Source organism: Paenibacillus sp. cl123 (genome assembly GCF_900101595.1).
Classification (GTDB): Bacteria; Bacillota; Bacilli; order Paenibacillales; family NBRC-103111; genus Paenibacillus_G.
This window is the reverse complement of the sequence record NZ_FMYY01000002.1, coordinates 186,686-201,214: the sequence shown is the minus strand read 5'-3', so window position 1 is coordinate 201,214 and position 14,529 is coordinate 186,686. Positions and strand designations below refer to the sequence as shown.

Annotated in this window: 6 protein-coding genes and 1 pseudogene; 1 reads left to right on the top strand and 6 read right to left on the bottom strand. The window is 59.0% G+C overall.

The window, feature by feature from the left end; genetic code table 11:
* Positions 1-46: 46 nt before the first annotated feature.
* Positions 47-1,603 (top strand): annotated as a pseudogene (locus BLR08_RS05015) (catalase); the annotation flags it as partial.
* A 158-nt stretch (positions 1,604-1,761) separates the two neighbouring features.
* Here the strand turns inward: BLR08_RS05015 and BLR08_RS05010 are convergent.
* From BLR08_RS05010 to BLR08_RS04985, 6 genes are all read right to left on the bottom strand, one after another.
* The gene (locus tag BLR08_RS05010) at positions 1,762-7,923 is read right to left on the bottom strand and encodes an OmpL47-type beta-barrel domain-containing protein (RefSeq protein WP_072327592.1); all 6,162 of its coding nucleotides are present in this window, start codon (positions 7,921-7,923) and stop codon (positions 1,762-1,764) included.
* A 138-nt stretch (positions 7,924-8,061) separates the two neighbouring features.
* Positions 8,062-9,714 carry an extracellular solute-binding protein gene (locus tag BLR08_RS05005; protein ID WP_072327593.1) on the bottom strand — a complete coding sequence of 551 codons (1,653 nt, stop codon included), beginning with the start codon at positions 9,712-9,714 and terminating at the stop codon, positions 8,062-8,064.
* A gap of 25 nt (positions 9,715-9,739) precedes the next feature.
* Positions 9,740-10,645, bottom strand: coding sequence for a carbohydrate ABC transporter permease (locus tag BLR08_RS05000; RefSeq protein WP_083536585.1), 906 nt, complete (start codon positions 10,643-10,645; stop codon positions 9,740-9,742).
* 14 nt (positions 10,646-10,659) lie between these two features.
* A complete protein-coding gene (locus BLR08_RS04995; RefSeq protein WP_072327594.1) occupies positions 10,660-11,613 on the bottom strand; it encodes an ABC transporter permease in 954 nt (317 codons plus the stop codon).
* A 159-nt stretch (positions 11,614-11,772) separates the two neighbouring features.
* Positions 11,773-13,590, bottom strand: coding sequence for a cache domain-containing sensor histidine kinase (locus BLR08_RS04990; protein WP_072327595.1), 1,818 nt, complete (start codon positions 13,588-13,590; stop codon positions 11,773-11,775).
* A gap of 28 nt (positions 13,591-13,618) precedes the next feature.
* Positions 13,619-14,434, bottom strand: a complete 816-nt coding sequence (locus tag BLR08_RS04985; protein WP_256257360.1) for a response regulator transcription factor — start codon at positions 14,432-14,434, stop codon at positions 13,619-13,621.
* Between the last annotated feature and the right edge of the window lie 95 nt (positions 14,435-14,529).

Below are 14,529 nucleotides of genomic sequence, written 5' to 3'. Positions count from 1 at the left end.
TATGTGAGAATTTGACCAACGGAGGATGTTTATGGAAAACGGCAAAGAGCAAGACATTACATTAACGGATAGACAGGGACATCCGATCTCGGACAATCAGAATATCCGCACGATCGGCGACCGCGGGCCATCCACATTGGAGAACTACCATTATATTGAAAAGATCTCGCATTTTGACCGCGAACGCATTCCCGAGCGTGTCGTTCATGCCCGCGGAGCGGGAGCGCACGGATATTTTGAAGCTTACGGCACTGTCGGCTCCGAGCCTGTATCCCGTTACACCCGCGCCAAGCTGTTCCAGGAGAAAGGCAAACGCACGCCGGTATTCGTCCGTTTTTCTTCCGTCGTGCACGGGGGACATTCGCCTGAAACTTTCCGGGACCCGCGCGGCTTCGCCACCAAGTTCTACACCGAGGACGGCAACTGGGATTTGGTCGGGAACAACCTGAAGATTTTTTTCATCCGCGACCCGCTGAAATTCCCGGATATGGTCCATGCCTTCCGTCCCGATCCGGTTAACAACCTGCAAAATCCGGAGCGGATGTTCGACTTTCTCTCCCTTTCTCCCGAAGCGACGCATATGGTAACTTTTCTCTTCTCACCTTGGGGGATTCCGGCTAACTACCGCCAGATGCAGGGTTCCGGTGTGAACACTTACAAATGGGTGAACAGCGAGGGCGGGGCCGTGCTGGTGAAATATCACTGGGAGCCGCTGAAGCAGGGAATCCGCAATTTGACCCAAGCGGAAGCCGAAGAGATTCAGGCGAAAAACACGAGTCACGCCACCCAGGATCTGTATGAAGCCATTGAAAAAGGCGATTATCCCGAATGGGAGCTCTGCGTGCAAATCATGAGCGACGATGAGCATCCCGAGCTTGATTTCGACCCCCTTGATCCGACCAAGCTGTGGGATCATGAGCAGTTCCCCTTCCTTCCTGTCGGCAGGATGGTGCTGAACAAAAATCCGGAAAATTACTTCGCCGAGGTCGAGCAGGCGGCCTTCGGCACAGGCGTGCTGGTCGATGGACTGGACTTCTCCGATGACAAGCTGCTGCAGGGACGGACCTTTTCTTACTCGGATACGCAGCGGCACCGCGTCGGCACGAACTATTTGCAGCTGCCGGTCAATGCGCCTAAAACTCATGTAGCCACCAATCAGCGGGACGGCCAGATGGCGTTCATCGTCGACCGGGCGGCGAAACAAAGTCCGCATGTCAATTATGAGCCATCCTCGCTCGGAGGCTTGAAAGAAGCCCCGACTACCGGCAAACCGCATGAGCCTCTCTACCATGCTCGCCTTGTACGGCAGAAGCTTGAGCGGACGCTGGATTTCGCCCAAGCCGGCGAGACGTTCCGCCGGTTCAGCCCGGAGGAGCAAGAGGAGCTTATCCGCAATCTGACGAACGCGCTCAAAATTTGCAAACCCGACATCCGCGAGCGCATGATCGGCTATTTCACTCAAGCCGATCCCGCTTACGGACGCCGGGTAGCTGACAGCCTGGCTCATGCGGACCGGGAGCAAACTGGACATATCGGCTCTGTCGCCCAGCAGGAAGGCGCTGTCCGTGCCGAACGATCCGGCCTGCCAAGCGACGGCTATTGAGCCGTCGCGCAGACTTCCTTGCCTTGCGCTCATCCGGTTCGGTGCGGGGAGAGGCCCCTTCGCCTCTCCCCGTTACCCCTCATAACCTGCCTTCCTCGCCTTGCTCTTCCGCTTCTGCCCTTAGCGGCCTGGTCAGCAGCCGCAATCCAAGCCCGCCATCAATCCGCACCGGACAAATAGGCAATATCCTGCTGCAGCAGCGCCGCGAAAGGAGCGGAGATCAAGCCGCTGCCTGCATAAGTCTGAATTTCCAGCTTCATGGACAGCAGCAGGAGAAGCTGCGGCGCCGAGCCGTCCGGCATGCTTGCCGCCAGTTTCGCCTTGGCGATCAGGCTAGCCGATACGGACGACAGACGGATGCGTCCGTCGCTTCTGCCCTGCGCGATGATATCGTCAAGCTCCGCCAGCGTTACGCTCACCGTTACCGGGAAGGTGCGCGAGCCGACATGGCCGGCTCTGTCAGTCGCCTTTACCTGCAAAGTATGAGGACCGGGAGCCAGCGTGGCGGCCGGGAATGCCGCCGGGGCAGTGACCTGAACGCCATCGAAGAACAGCTCCACCGAAGCGACGCCGCTGAGCGGGTCCGCAGCCGCAGGCTCGAGCTTGATCTTCTCGATCTGGCGGTATCCGGTGCGCGGCAAGTCGGCTATATTGGGACCGGTGCGGTCCAACTGCACGGCGGCCGTCTTCGCGCTCTCCCGATTGCCTGCGTTGTCCTCGGCATAATAATCGATGCGGTGAACGCCTTCTTCCGAAATGAGCAGCGGCTCCTCATACCGGGTCCAGCCTGTTCCTTCGTCCAATCTGTAATAAACGGCGCTCACGCCGGAATCCGCGTCTTCCGCCGACAGGGAGACAAGCGCATCCGACACATACCATTCGCCGCGACGCTCCCCTTCCACCGCATGCTCCGTCACAGGAGGTTCCGTATCTCCTGAAGGCTCCGTATAGGGAGCGTCTACCAGGAGGAAGCTGTCGTACAAGCCCGGATTTTTGCTGTCGGCGATTCCTTTGGTCCAACCGACATAGTTTTGGCGGCCCTCCTGGAAATCGGCGTCTCCCACCACGACGTTGAACCCGATCAGTTTGCCTTCCGACAGCCGGGATTGCAGATCGTGGACGATGGAATTGCCGGGAATCTGCACCTCATACACTGTTTCGCGGGATTGGTCGCTGCGCTCAATCTGGAATGGAATCGCGGTGGAAATATCCCCTGTGCGATTCGGCGGCGAAGCGGCGAAAACATAACCGAGCTTCTGACGGAAATCATTCAGCGCCAGGCCGAAATCGACGTCATCCGACCGGTAGGTGCCGCCCTTGTCGTTCAGGGGGTCCAGCGTTACCTGAATGGAATCGTTTTTCCATATGCCTGACGGCGGCTCCGAAGCTTTGTGGATATCGTCGGTCACCTTGACGGCCAGGTACAGATTCTGCTCATCCCACTTCAAGTAAGCAGTCGCATCCAGGTCCTCCGGATCGTACGACCCAGTCGCATTGCGCTCCGCGCCCCGCAGGTGAAACGGAAACGCATCCTTCCAATCGCTCAAATCCCCGTCTATGCTCAGCCCTTGCCCCGCCTTCTGGATGAGCAGGAAATCGAGGGGAGCCTCATCATCGCTGAAGATAAGCGCGCCGCTCTCCGTATCGATTACAGTCAGCTCGCACCGATACTCTCGGAAAGGACGATCCGTTTGATCGGTCCAGCGGAACTTCAGATCCTTCGTCTGCCCGGGCTGCAGTTCGAATACATCGCCGCCCGGCTGCACCGGCTCCAGCGCCGTCCCGTTCGGCCCCTTGAGCTGCACGCGGCCGCTTTTGGCGCTGCGGGATGTGCCGGTCAGCCGGACGGTTACTTCCTCCAGCTGCTGAATCGGCACCGTAACCGGCATCAGCCGGGTCCCGATCGCATCGGTCAGGTTCAGCCTGATCTTGATCAGATCCGTCTGCACGCCGTCAAGCTCAAGCACGACGGTGGCATGGTAGATGCCCCTCACGGCATCGGACGGAGCGCGGACTGAGAACAGATGCGGCACAGCGGCTCCGCCTTCGATCGGCAGCGTTGCCTCCTGATCGCCCGTCTGCACGCTCTCCCAGCCATCCGGTACGAGTAAACGGAGGGAGGCCGTCTTGGCCGCAGACGTCCGGTTGGTCAGGGTGAGCTTGACTTCTCTGTCATCGCCCGCTTCAATATCGCCGTACACCTGCTCGGCGGACATCGTAATTGCGGTGGAAATGACCGGTTCGGACGCGATCATATGCCGGACGGCTCCAGCGAATTGACGCGCCAGCACATTATACGTGTAGCCGAGCGCTTCATCCCCTTCGGCCACCGATTGTTCCGCCAGTCTGCCGTAACGATTCGCCCGCATCAGCGCGGAGGTCGATACGGGCATCAGCCCATGTCCTCCCGTCTTCTGCTCGTAGGCATACCGGGCCGTTCCGCTGTCCGTCGTCCCTTCGGAGCCAAGGACGGCGGCATAATCCAGCGCCACCTCGCTCACTCCAAGCTCAGTCTGCCCGGCTGCCAGAGACATCGCGGCGCGCTCCGCGTAATCGTACAGCGCCTCCAGCGCAACGTAGGCGCGGTTGCGGTGCAACGAGCCGCTGCCGGCCCGATCGGCCACTGCCGCCATCAGCGTATACACGTCGCCGAGCGCCTGCTCGATGCCCGCCGCCCGGGCGGCCGGGTCCGCGCTTTGCAGCGCAAGCTCCAGCTCGCCGTGAATCCGACCCGCCTCGGCAATCTCCGCCGCTGCGGACGCTCCGTCCACGGCAGCCGCCGAAGCCTGCAGCTTGCCGGTGACATCGGCCAGACGCTCAGTCAGCAGCGTCCGGGCCGAACGGTACAGCATCTGCGGACTAAGCCCTGTCAGATAGACGGGAGAGCCGCCCACAGTCAGCGTATAAACACCGCCCTCCGCAGCCAGGGCGCTTTCGTTGCCATTGACATCGACCCGGGTCAACACCGGAGGCGGCGCCGTTCCTTCCGCTGTCAGCGATACGGTAGATACGGGCGCGCTTTCCACCGGCTCCGTATCGTAATTGACCTTCTTCCACAAAGCGGCCACCGGCTCTCCCCGGTTCAGGAACACATGCGCCTCGATCGTCGGGTCGCCGGTATCCAGCTTGCCGGCATACAACGCCCGGTCCAGCGTAGTCATCAGCGTGTTCAGCGCCGCATACGCCAGCTTGGGCCGTCCGTTGCCATCCGTTATGCCGAAGCTGGTGTTGTAAAAGTTATCGTCGAAGCCGGCATTTTTCCAGGTGAAATGATAGAGTCCGGCCGTCCGGTCGGAAATCATATCGATCAGAAACCCTCGCACCACATAATCCCGCTGGGCCTCCTGGCTGACACTCGGATAGCCGGCCAGCGCCGTCGGCCATCCCGATTCCGTGACATACAGGTCCTTCCAGCCGCCCAGCTCATTCACCAGCTCCTGGACGCCGCCGGTCTGCTGCTGAATGAAGCCGTCGGGCATGACGCCATACGTGTACCTGTGGTAGGAGAAGGCATCGGCGTATGCGTAGGAGCCAAGCTCCAGCTCGCCTGGCAGCACGCCTACGACGCCTGACGTATGGTCGCCGGCCATCAGCACGGCGTCGAAATCGGCCTGTTTCATGTTCCGGTAGAACGTTTTCTGCACCTGAACAAGCTCTTGCGGAATATACGGACGGAAAGCAAGCTCCGGCTCGTTGGGCATCTCCCACCTGCGGATTTTCCCTTTGTAGCGCCCTACCAGCTCGCGGGTGAAAGCGCCGAGCGCCTCCAGCGCTGCTGGTGTATCGACCACGCCCGGGCTATCGTACGCGCCATTGGTCGCGATCCCCATGATGGGAGAAACCGTGATGCCCCGTTCCCCCATATGCTGGACGATCTCATCGTAAGCCGAGAAATCATAAGCTCCGTTGTTGCGATCGACCGGCGCCCAGTCGAACTCCTGCCGCGCGTGCCGGACGCCCATCTCCGCCACGCTGTCCAGCATATCGTCATCCCAGGTCGGATCGTAGCCGGTGTTGAAGCCGAACTTGCTCGCATGCTCCAGATCCGGCTGACTGATCGCCGCCGTACGGCGGACCAGAGCTATCCGCATCACTCTCGTTTTCTCCGGAGCCTGGACGCCGTCCACCTCCAGCTCTACCCGCAGATCATAAGTGCCGATAGCCTGCGGCGCCGGCTCAAGCCCGATCGTCTCCGTCAGCTGCGAGTTCGGGGCCAGCGTCAGCACCCGGCTGCCTGCCGCGACCTCCTCCCGGCTGCCGTCGGCGCGCGAGAGCGAATAGGTGACCTTGAACGCCTGCGGCTGAGGACCCGAGCCCGCCGTAACATCCAGTCCGACCGGCTCGCCCGCCTCATAGATCCCGGCATATCCTCCGGACGGCTGAGCATAGAATGTGAACGGCGGCGGCAGCGGCGTAATCTCCAGATCGTCGATCAGCAGCTCCAGCCCATTCACCGTGTCGAACTGCAGGAATCCCTTCTTCGGCGCATCCTCGGAGAAGTCGTCGAATGAGATCACCTCCTCGCCATCGATCAGGAGCCGGTGGTGAATGCCGGAGGCTTCGACTTCATACGTATGCCATTCGTCCGGAGCCGACCGGTAATAATTGCCGTTCGTATAACCGCCCTCCGGCGTACGGCGGAACATGATATATTTCGTATTATGGGTCGACCATTCCATCGTGTTGTACAAGCCGTTGTCCGAAGCCCTGTAACGCAGCCGCCATAAATTATAGAACGTGCTTGGGTTCGGATTGCGGTTGACGTATTTGGCCCGGAATTTTACTTTGACGTGATCAAGGTTCTGGTACAGCGAATGCACAAGCTTGGCGGAGGCATTGTCGCCATCCTTCTTGCTGGCGAAGCGCAGCACCTTGTTGCCGCTCCCGTCGTCATAGACGCCGACTTCCGCCAGGCTCCCGCGTTTGGCCCAGTTGACGGGCATGCTTCCGACCTGATCCTGCTCAAAGTCCGTAAAATAACGTACAAACGGGCGCACCGCATACGTATGCTCCCCCGTCTCCGGCGACCGGCCTACGGACCCGTCAGAGCCGCGGGCTTCGATATAATAGCTGACGCTGCTATGCTGATTCGTGCCCGGAATGACGAAGGAGAAGCTGTCCTCCGCCTGCACAGCCTCCGCGTAGGACAACGCGGTCTCGCTGCCGTACCGGTAATAGACGCCGGCCACGACGGTAGAGCCCTCGGCCAGGCCGCTTAAGGCAAACGTACCCGCAGCATCGGCGTTATAGGGGACGCTTGCAGGAGGCGTATGGGTTACCGCCAGATGAGCGGTCTCCACCGGAACCGTATAAACGCCGGCCGCAGGGCTCGTAGACGTCCGTCCCTCGCTGCCGACCGCGCGGATATAGTAATGCAGCGGCCCGACGGCCGAGGCCGGAATCGTCGCCGCGTACTGGGAGCCGCCCGTACCGTGCATCGTTACGGCTTGCACGGGCTCCGCTTCCCCATACCCGTAGAAGACTTCCGCCGTAAGCGTCCCTGCCGCGTACACGGAGGAGGATACCGTCGGCTCATAGATCGAGGCGGTGATCGTCAGCGGCGTCCCCGCCTGCATGCCGGCCGGCGGCGTATGATTGATCTGCGGTCCGGGCGGCTGACCCGCCACGACTCGGACTTCATCGACCCGCAGCACCGCATTTTTCACGGCAAATCCGATCGTCCCCCGGGCATAGGAGCCATCCGACACCTCGGCGATCAGCGCTCCGCCGATGGAAAGCGCGAACCGGTCTCCCGAAACCGCAACCGTGTAGTCGAACCAGAAGTTCTCGCCAAATTCAGGCAGCTTGCCGCCGATCGGATAAGGACCGGACAGGCGGGTATCGACGCCTCCCGCGTATTTGCCGAAATAAACGGACTTGACCCCAGGACGCACCTCGAAATAATAATAATTGGGCGCGCTCCCTGCAGAGACGTCGTAACGGAAGATCGTGCGGATAAACTTAGGCGCGCCGGAGGCCGCCTCCTCAGCTCTGGCCCTGAAGGAATACGTATAGTCCGCATTGGTGTCGGCATAGCCGGTCCATGCCCCCGGCTTCACCCGCACGGTCGGATATTGACCGTTCGACGAGGACAATACGCCGACCTGGGAGCCCGCTTCCACATCCGGCTCTTTGACCCAGCCGCTTCCGTCCCATCGGTTGGTTGCGCTTTCAAAATTTTCATAGAACGATACCTGCTCTGCTTGCGCCGGGACAGCCCCTGCCGCCTCCGGTACCGGAAGCAGCACGCCCAGCAAACAAGCAATCATCAATAAACAGATTTTTTGCTGCCCCTTTCTTCGTAAATTTCGCTTATACATACGATCCCTCCCCCTTTGCAGAACATTTATCCATAGCCGCACGCATCCGGCTGCCGACGTCCAGAGGGCAGCAATGGCCGCATTCCGCCTGCGGGCTTGCTGGCGGAATGCGGCGTTGCGATTGGCGGAATTTACGGCTTACTTGCCCAGCTTCTGCTTGTAGGACTCTTCCAGCTCCTTGAGGATCTGATCGCCTCCCTGAGACTTCCATTTGGCTGTGAATTCGTCAAACTTCTTCAGGTCTCCGCCCATGATGATCTGCGTAAAGTACGAGTCGCGCAGCGTGTTAAGTTCCTTCAGCTTGGCGATTTTCGTCGGGGAAACCAGGTAGTTGGAGGCGTCCTGAACTTGATACTTATTATTGATCGCTATGCCGAGCGCCTGCTCCCGGCGAAGCGGAGTCGCTTCCAGGTAGCGGGGCCAGCCGTTCAGCCCCGGCGCCCAAGTATAACCCTGCATGCCCCGGAAGTTGCCGTCCTTATCGACCTGCGTTTTCGGATCGATATGATCGACCTTCTGCTTCAGCTTGCCGTTCTCGATCGCATAGTCGACATTTTCGATGCCCCATATGCTGAGCAGCTGATTGTCTTGGGCCAGCCCTTTGTCGAAAATGGACAGCAGCCGCTCCGGATTTTTCGTCTTGGCGCTGATCGCAAACACTTGCCCGAAGGGCGCTCCCTGCGGAGCCACGTAGATGCCGTCTTTGCCTGTGAGCGCATCGGTAAGGGCCAAATATTTGAACGGCAGATCCGACTGATCCGGCAGCTTGTCGTCCTTGCCCATCTTGCCGGATTTCTTCGCTTCGAACGTCTCGATCTGAGTGTCGTAATCGCTCGCCGTGGACCACCAGCCCATCCAGGAGAACAGCTTGCCGGAGTACAGCTTGTCGCGCAGCTGCTCCTCCTTGATTGTGGCGAATTCCTTGTCGATCAGACCTTCTCCGTACATCTTCTGCAGGAAAGCCAGCGCGTCGCGGGTACGCGGGTCGATATCATAGTTGCTGAACTTGCCGTCCTTCTGGGTAAAATAACCCGGCGTCACGCCGAACGCCCCGAATACATGGTCAAAGGAGTTGTTCGCATACTTGACATCGCCGATCTGCGCCGTATAGCCGCCGAGCGGGATGACCTCCGGCTTCAGCTCCTTGATTTTCTTGAGCGCCGCGTAATAGTCGTCGAGCGTCTTCGGCAGCTGCACGCCGGCCGCCTGCAAGTAGTCGCTGCGCATCACGATATTCCATCGGTAGCCCGAGCCCGGACCTCCCGCATAAGGAATCCCGTAGATTTTGCCGTTCACCTTCGACAGCTCCAGGATGGCCGGGCTTACCTCCTTGAGCAGGTTCGGCGTGTTTTTCTCATTGATCAGCTGCGTCAGATCGGCGAAAGCGCCCTGTGGCGCATATTTCTGAAAATCATCGGCTACATCGATGCGCACGAGATCCGGCATATCGCCGCTGGACATCTTCAGGTTCAGCTTCGTCTTATACTGCTGATTGTCGACAAGCTCCACATTGAACTTGACGTTAAGCGCTTTCTCAACCGCCGATTTAATGACATCCTTGCCCGGATCATACGGCTTCGACACGTCGATGGCACGCAGCCACTTGATTTCATATGCCTCCTCCGCCTGGGGTCCCGCACCCTGGTTAGTTCCGGGAGCCGGAGACGGAGCCGGGCCCGTCTTCTTCGGCTCTCCCTCCGTTCCTCCGCCGCTCGTGCAGGCGGTGACCGCTACTGCGCTGAGCAGCAGAGCGGACATTACGGCGTAAGGCAATTTGCGGTTGCTTTCCATAGTCATGAACCTCCCATTTCATAAGTTACCCTTTGATGGAGCCGATGAGCATCCCCTGCTGAAAATACTTCTGCAGAAACGGATAAATGACGAGCATCGGCATAGCCACGATAATGATGCAAGCCATCTGAATGCCTACCGTCGGGGGCGGCGTCGTACCGGCCGCTTCGAGCAGCTCGGGCGGCAGGCTCGAGTTGGCGATAATCGTCCGCAGCACCAGCTGCACCGGCGCCTTGTTCCAGTCGGATACGTACAGCAAAGCGTTGAAGAAATCATTCCAATACGTCACCATGTACATCAGGCCGATAGAGGCGAACGCAGGCATCGACAGCGGAATCACGATCTGCCACAGGATGCGGAATTCGGAGGCTCCGTCGATCGCCGCAGATTCGCGCAGACTTTCGGGCAGCGATTCGAAAAACGTTTTCATGATAATCATCAGAAAAGCGCTGTAGGCCATAATCAAGATAAGAATGACATCGGTATTCAGCAGCCCCATCTGCTTCACCGTAATATAGAGGGGCACCGTCCCTCCCCGGAAAAACAGCGTCAGCACGAAGAACAGCAAAATCCATCGCCGGCCGGGCAATCGCTTCTCTGCCAGCGCATAGGCCGACGTTGCCGTCAGGAACAGCGCCAGCACGACGCCGCCGGCCGTATTGCGAATCGTCGTGTAGTAGGCTTTGTAAATCGTCGAGCCTTCACGGAGCAAATATTCGTAATACTCCAGGCTGAACTGGGTCGGAAACAAGATAAGGCCGCCCCGCTCCATAAATTCCTGATAGGGGGTTATCGATACGATCAGCACATACCAGAAGGGCAGCACGATGATCAGCGTGATGAGCGTCAGGACCGAATAATTCAGGCCAACGAACAGCTTCTCGTTCCATTCCATTCGGCTTCGCCATGCTTTGCGACGGTTCACTGCCATGCTTTTCCCTCCTTTCAGAAAATGCCGGTATCGCTGTCGATCCGCCTGGCAATGGCGTTCGTAATCAGCACGAGAACCAAGCCGACGATCCCCTTCACGGCGTCCGCAGCGGTCGCAAGGGAAACATTGAACTGCTCGATGCCCATCCGGTAAATATAGGTGTCGAGGATGTCTCCCGCCTCGTACACCATCGGATTATACAGATTCAGCACCTGATCGATCCCTGCGCTCATAATAAAGCCGATGCGAAGAATAAACAGCACGACAATCGTCGTCGCAATGCCCGGGAGCGTAATGCGGATAACCCGCTGGAGTCTGGTCGCCCCATCCACGATAGCCGCTTCGTACATCTCGGGGTTGATGCCGCTGATCGCCGCGATATAGACGATGGCGGCCCAGCCCATTTCCTTCATCGCGTCCGTGATGACGAGCAATCCCCGGAACAGCTGCGGCTCAGCCAGAAAGTACACCGCCTCGCCGCCGAGCAGCACGATCAGCCGGTTGACGATCCCCGTCTCCGGAGACAGCAGGATCGTAATCAGCCCCCCGTACACGACCCACGAGACAAAGCGAGGCAGGTAGACGGCCGTCTGCAGCGTCTTGCGGTACCAGAGCGTTCTCACCTCGCTTAGCGCCAGCGCCAGAGCGATCGGACACAGAAAGCCGCTGATCATTTTATACAAATTGATGATAATCGTGTTGGTCAAGGCATTGCGGAACATCTCCGACTCGAACAGCTGACGGAAATAATGAAGGCCCGCCCACTCGCTGCCGGATATCCCTTGCACATAGTTATAATGCAGGAATGCCGTACTAAGCCCGTAAATCGGCACATAGTCGAATAGGAATACCCAGACCGCGGCAGGAATCAGCATGATGTACAGCAAGCGGAATCTCCATATGCGGGCCCAGACGGCTTTGCTCCGGAGCCCGCTTGCCGCCCTGTTCGTTTGAGTTACCGTGCTCACGGCCGCTTCAGCTCCCTTCCCTATAAGCTTATCCCTTGCCCTTCGGCATGTGGCCATCATACCGGGAAAAGGCTTACATCTATAGGATAAAGGATAGCGGCGGCCCTTTATACCCGGGGGAAGAACGATATACCCGGGGAAAAGACAGAGCTTTTGGCATTATTCCGCTGCGGCCTCCTCAGCCGGCAGGCGTATCCGCACACAAGTCCCTTCCTCCGTCGTTTCCTCATAGCGGACGCCGTACCCGGGTCCGGCGTGAAGCTTGATCCGCCGGTCGACATTGCGCGTGCCGAAGCCCGCTGCACCCGGCGGCGCCCCGCCCTCCAAAGCCTGATTCAGCAAGGACGCATCGACCCCGCAGCCGTTATCGCTGACCTCGATCAGCAGCTCCCGGCGGACGCGCCAAGCCCGGATGCGAATCCGGCAATCCCCCCGCTTCGCGCGAAAACCGTGTACGATGCAGTTCTCCACGACCGGCTGAAGCATAAAATGAACGACCCGGGTCCCGGCAAGCCCTTCGTCCGCTTCAATCGTATAAGACAACCCTTCGTTCATCAGCATCTGAATGTCCAAATAGCTGCGCACCTGCCTGAGCTCATCGGCGAGCAAAATGGTCGGACTTCCGTTATTCAGCCCAAGCCTCAGCACGCTTGCCAGCAGCCGCGAAATTCGCCCGGTCTCCGGATCGCCCCTGGACAAGGCGCGGCAGTTGATCATGTCCAGCGTGTTGTACATAAAATGCGGGTTGATCTGAGCCTGAAGCAGCTCCAGCTGAAGCTGCTTGGCCGTAAGGTCCTGGACATACACTTCCTGGATGAGCTGATTCAGCCGCGCAATCATATGACTGTACCCGCGATGCAGCAGATCGATCTCCTCGATCATCGTAGGCCTCTTGCGCTCCGGCTCCTGGAGATCCCCCAGCTCTACCCGCTTCATGACGCCAGCCAGCTCCGTGATCGGCCTGGACAACCGGGCGGCTATGCGGCGAAGGAGCAAGGACGTGACGAGGATGACGAGCAGGCTGGCGGTCAATACGATGCCGACGATCCATCCCGAATAATCGTCCAGATGCTTCACCGGCACGATCGAAATCAGCCGCCAGCCATTCTCATATTCCCTGGACGATACCCAGGCAAGCTCATCGCCAACTTGCTCCCGGAAGGTGCCCGAGCCGCTCTCTGTCCTCGCTTCTAGGAACGCTCCCCTGCCCTTGTCTTCCCCGAGAGAAATTCCGCTTCCGTACACGATCCGGCTCTCGTCATCGACCAGTAAATATTCACCCTGCACGAGTCCGCTGCGGCTCAGAATGGCCCCGATATTCTGAATGCTGTACGCCACCACCACCACGCCCAGATCGCGCCCGTCCTTCAAACTGACCTTGCGCTTCGCCGTATAGATGTAGCCGCCTCCCTCCGGCCGGGGCTCCGCCCACCATACCATCGGATTGCCCGCCTCCGACAGCTTGCGGTACCAGCCGGCCTCCCGCACATCGTCATCTTTGTAGATGCCCCCAACTGTCGCTACCCGGTCCGTAGCCAGCTCATACAAGCCGCTGGATTGGCCGACCAGCACAGACACCATGTATGAAATCTGGGCATGGTTGTAGGGGTCCACTTCATTGAGCAGCGAGATCAGCGACATGCTTTCCAGCTCGGTGAACAAACTGAAGTAATCATTGACCGCGTCCTCCCTCGAGGTGTAGCGCTGCTCCAGCATGCTCTCCAGCTCCCGGCTGGACAAAATAAAGCTTGGTATGTTTTTGAGGCTGTTGAACTGGTACCAGACGCTCCGGTACACGTAATCCATCGACTGCCGGACCTCTCGCTCGGTTTGAGCGTTCTGCATCGCGACAAGAACCGCCCCCGCGCTCAAGGTGAGTGTCAGCACAAGCGCGATCAGCAGCATCGTAACCGGAATGACGATCCGGTGATAGAGCCGGGAAGGCTTGCGGCGCCGGCGGGTGATGATGACTTCCAAGCTGACTCCCCCTTTTTCCTCTCGGCTGTCAGGAATAAAGATACCGGTTGCGGAACTCCGTCGGGGTGCAGCCATGATGCTTCTTGAAGCTTTCGCGAAAATGATCGTTGTCCGCATAGCCGACACGGCCGCATACTTCATAGACTTTGACCTCCGGCTCCTGCAGCAGCCGGCCGGCCAGCTCCATCTTCTGCGCGATGATGTAACTGGCGATCGTCGTCCCCATCGCCTGCTTGAACACGCTGTTCACATACTTCTCGCTCAGATAGACGCTGTCCGCAATAAACTGCAGGGTCAAGCTGCTGGAGGTCAGCTCGGCTTTGATCAGCTGCAAAATTTTCTCGACGGTTCGGCTGATTTTCAGCTGGCCCGGAACTCCCGGCAGCTGGCTTTCGGCCAGATGCGGCAGATGATTGCGCATAATCCGCTGCGCCTCCCGCAGCTCCTCCCGGCTTCGCCGCTCTTCCCGAATCGACTCCGCCACCCTCGTCACGATGGCCGTCAGCTCCTCGATATCGACCGGCTTCAGCACATAATCGGTCACGCCAAGCTTAATGGCCTCCTGCGCATGGTGAAACTCTCCGAGCCCCGACAGGATGATGCAGCGTGTGGCAGGGTACTGCTCCCGCACGCGCCGGATCAGCTCCAGGCCATCCATGACCGGCATCCCGATGTCCGTAACCAGCAGATCCGGCGGATGCTCGGGATCACGGCCGATTAGCTCCAGAGCCTGTTCTCCGTTTTCGGACAGGCCGGCCAGCTCGAAGCCCAGGCTATGCCAGGCGATATGCCGGGCCAGTGTTTCTCTTACAATTTTCACATCTTCCACGATAATAACCTTCATGCTTTGCACAGGCCGCCTCCTCTCAAGGGTTCAGGCTGAAAACAATGACTTCGGCCAAGCCGGACGCTTCCTATCCATCTCCTTTCATGTGAAGG

Bases quoted from the DNA above. Each gene is read 5' to 3' on its own strand.
- BLR08_RS05000 (WP_083536585.1), bottom strand. From the start codon at position 10,645: ATGGCAGTGAACCGTCGCAAAGCATGGCGAAGCCGAATGGAATGGAAC.
- BLR08_RS05010 (WP_072327592.1), bottom strand. From the start codon at position 7,923: ATGTATAAGCGAAATTTACGAAGAAAGGGGCAGCAAAAAATCTGTTTA.
- BLR08_RS04985 (WP_256257360.1), bottom strand. From the start codon at position 14,434: ATGAAGGTTATTATCGTGGAAGATGTGAAAATTGTAAGAGAAACACTG.
- BLR08_RS05005 (WP_072327593.1), bottom strand. From the start codon at position 9,714: ATGGAAAGCAACCGCAAATTGCCTTACGCCGTAATGTCCGCTCTGCTG.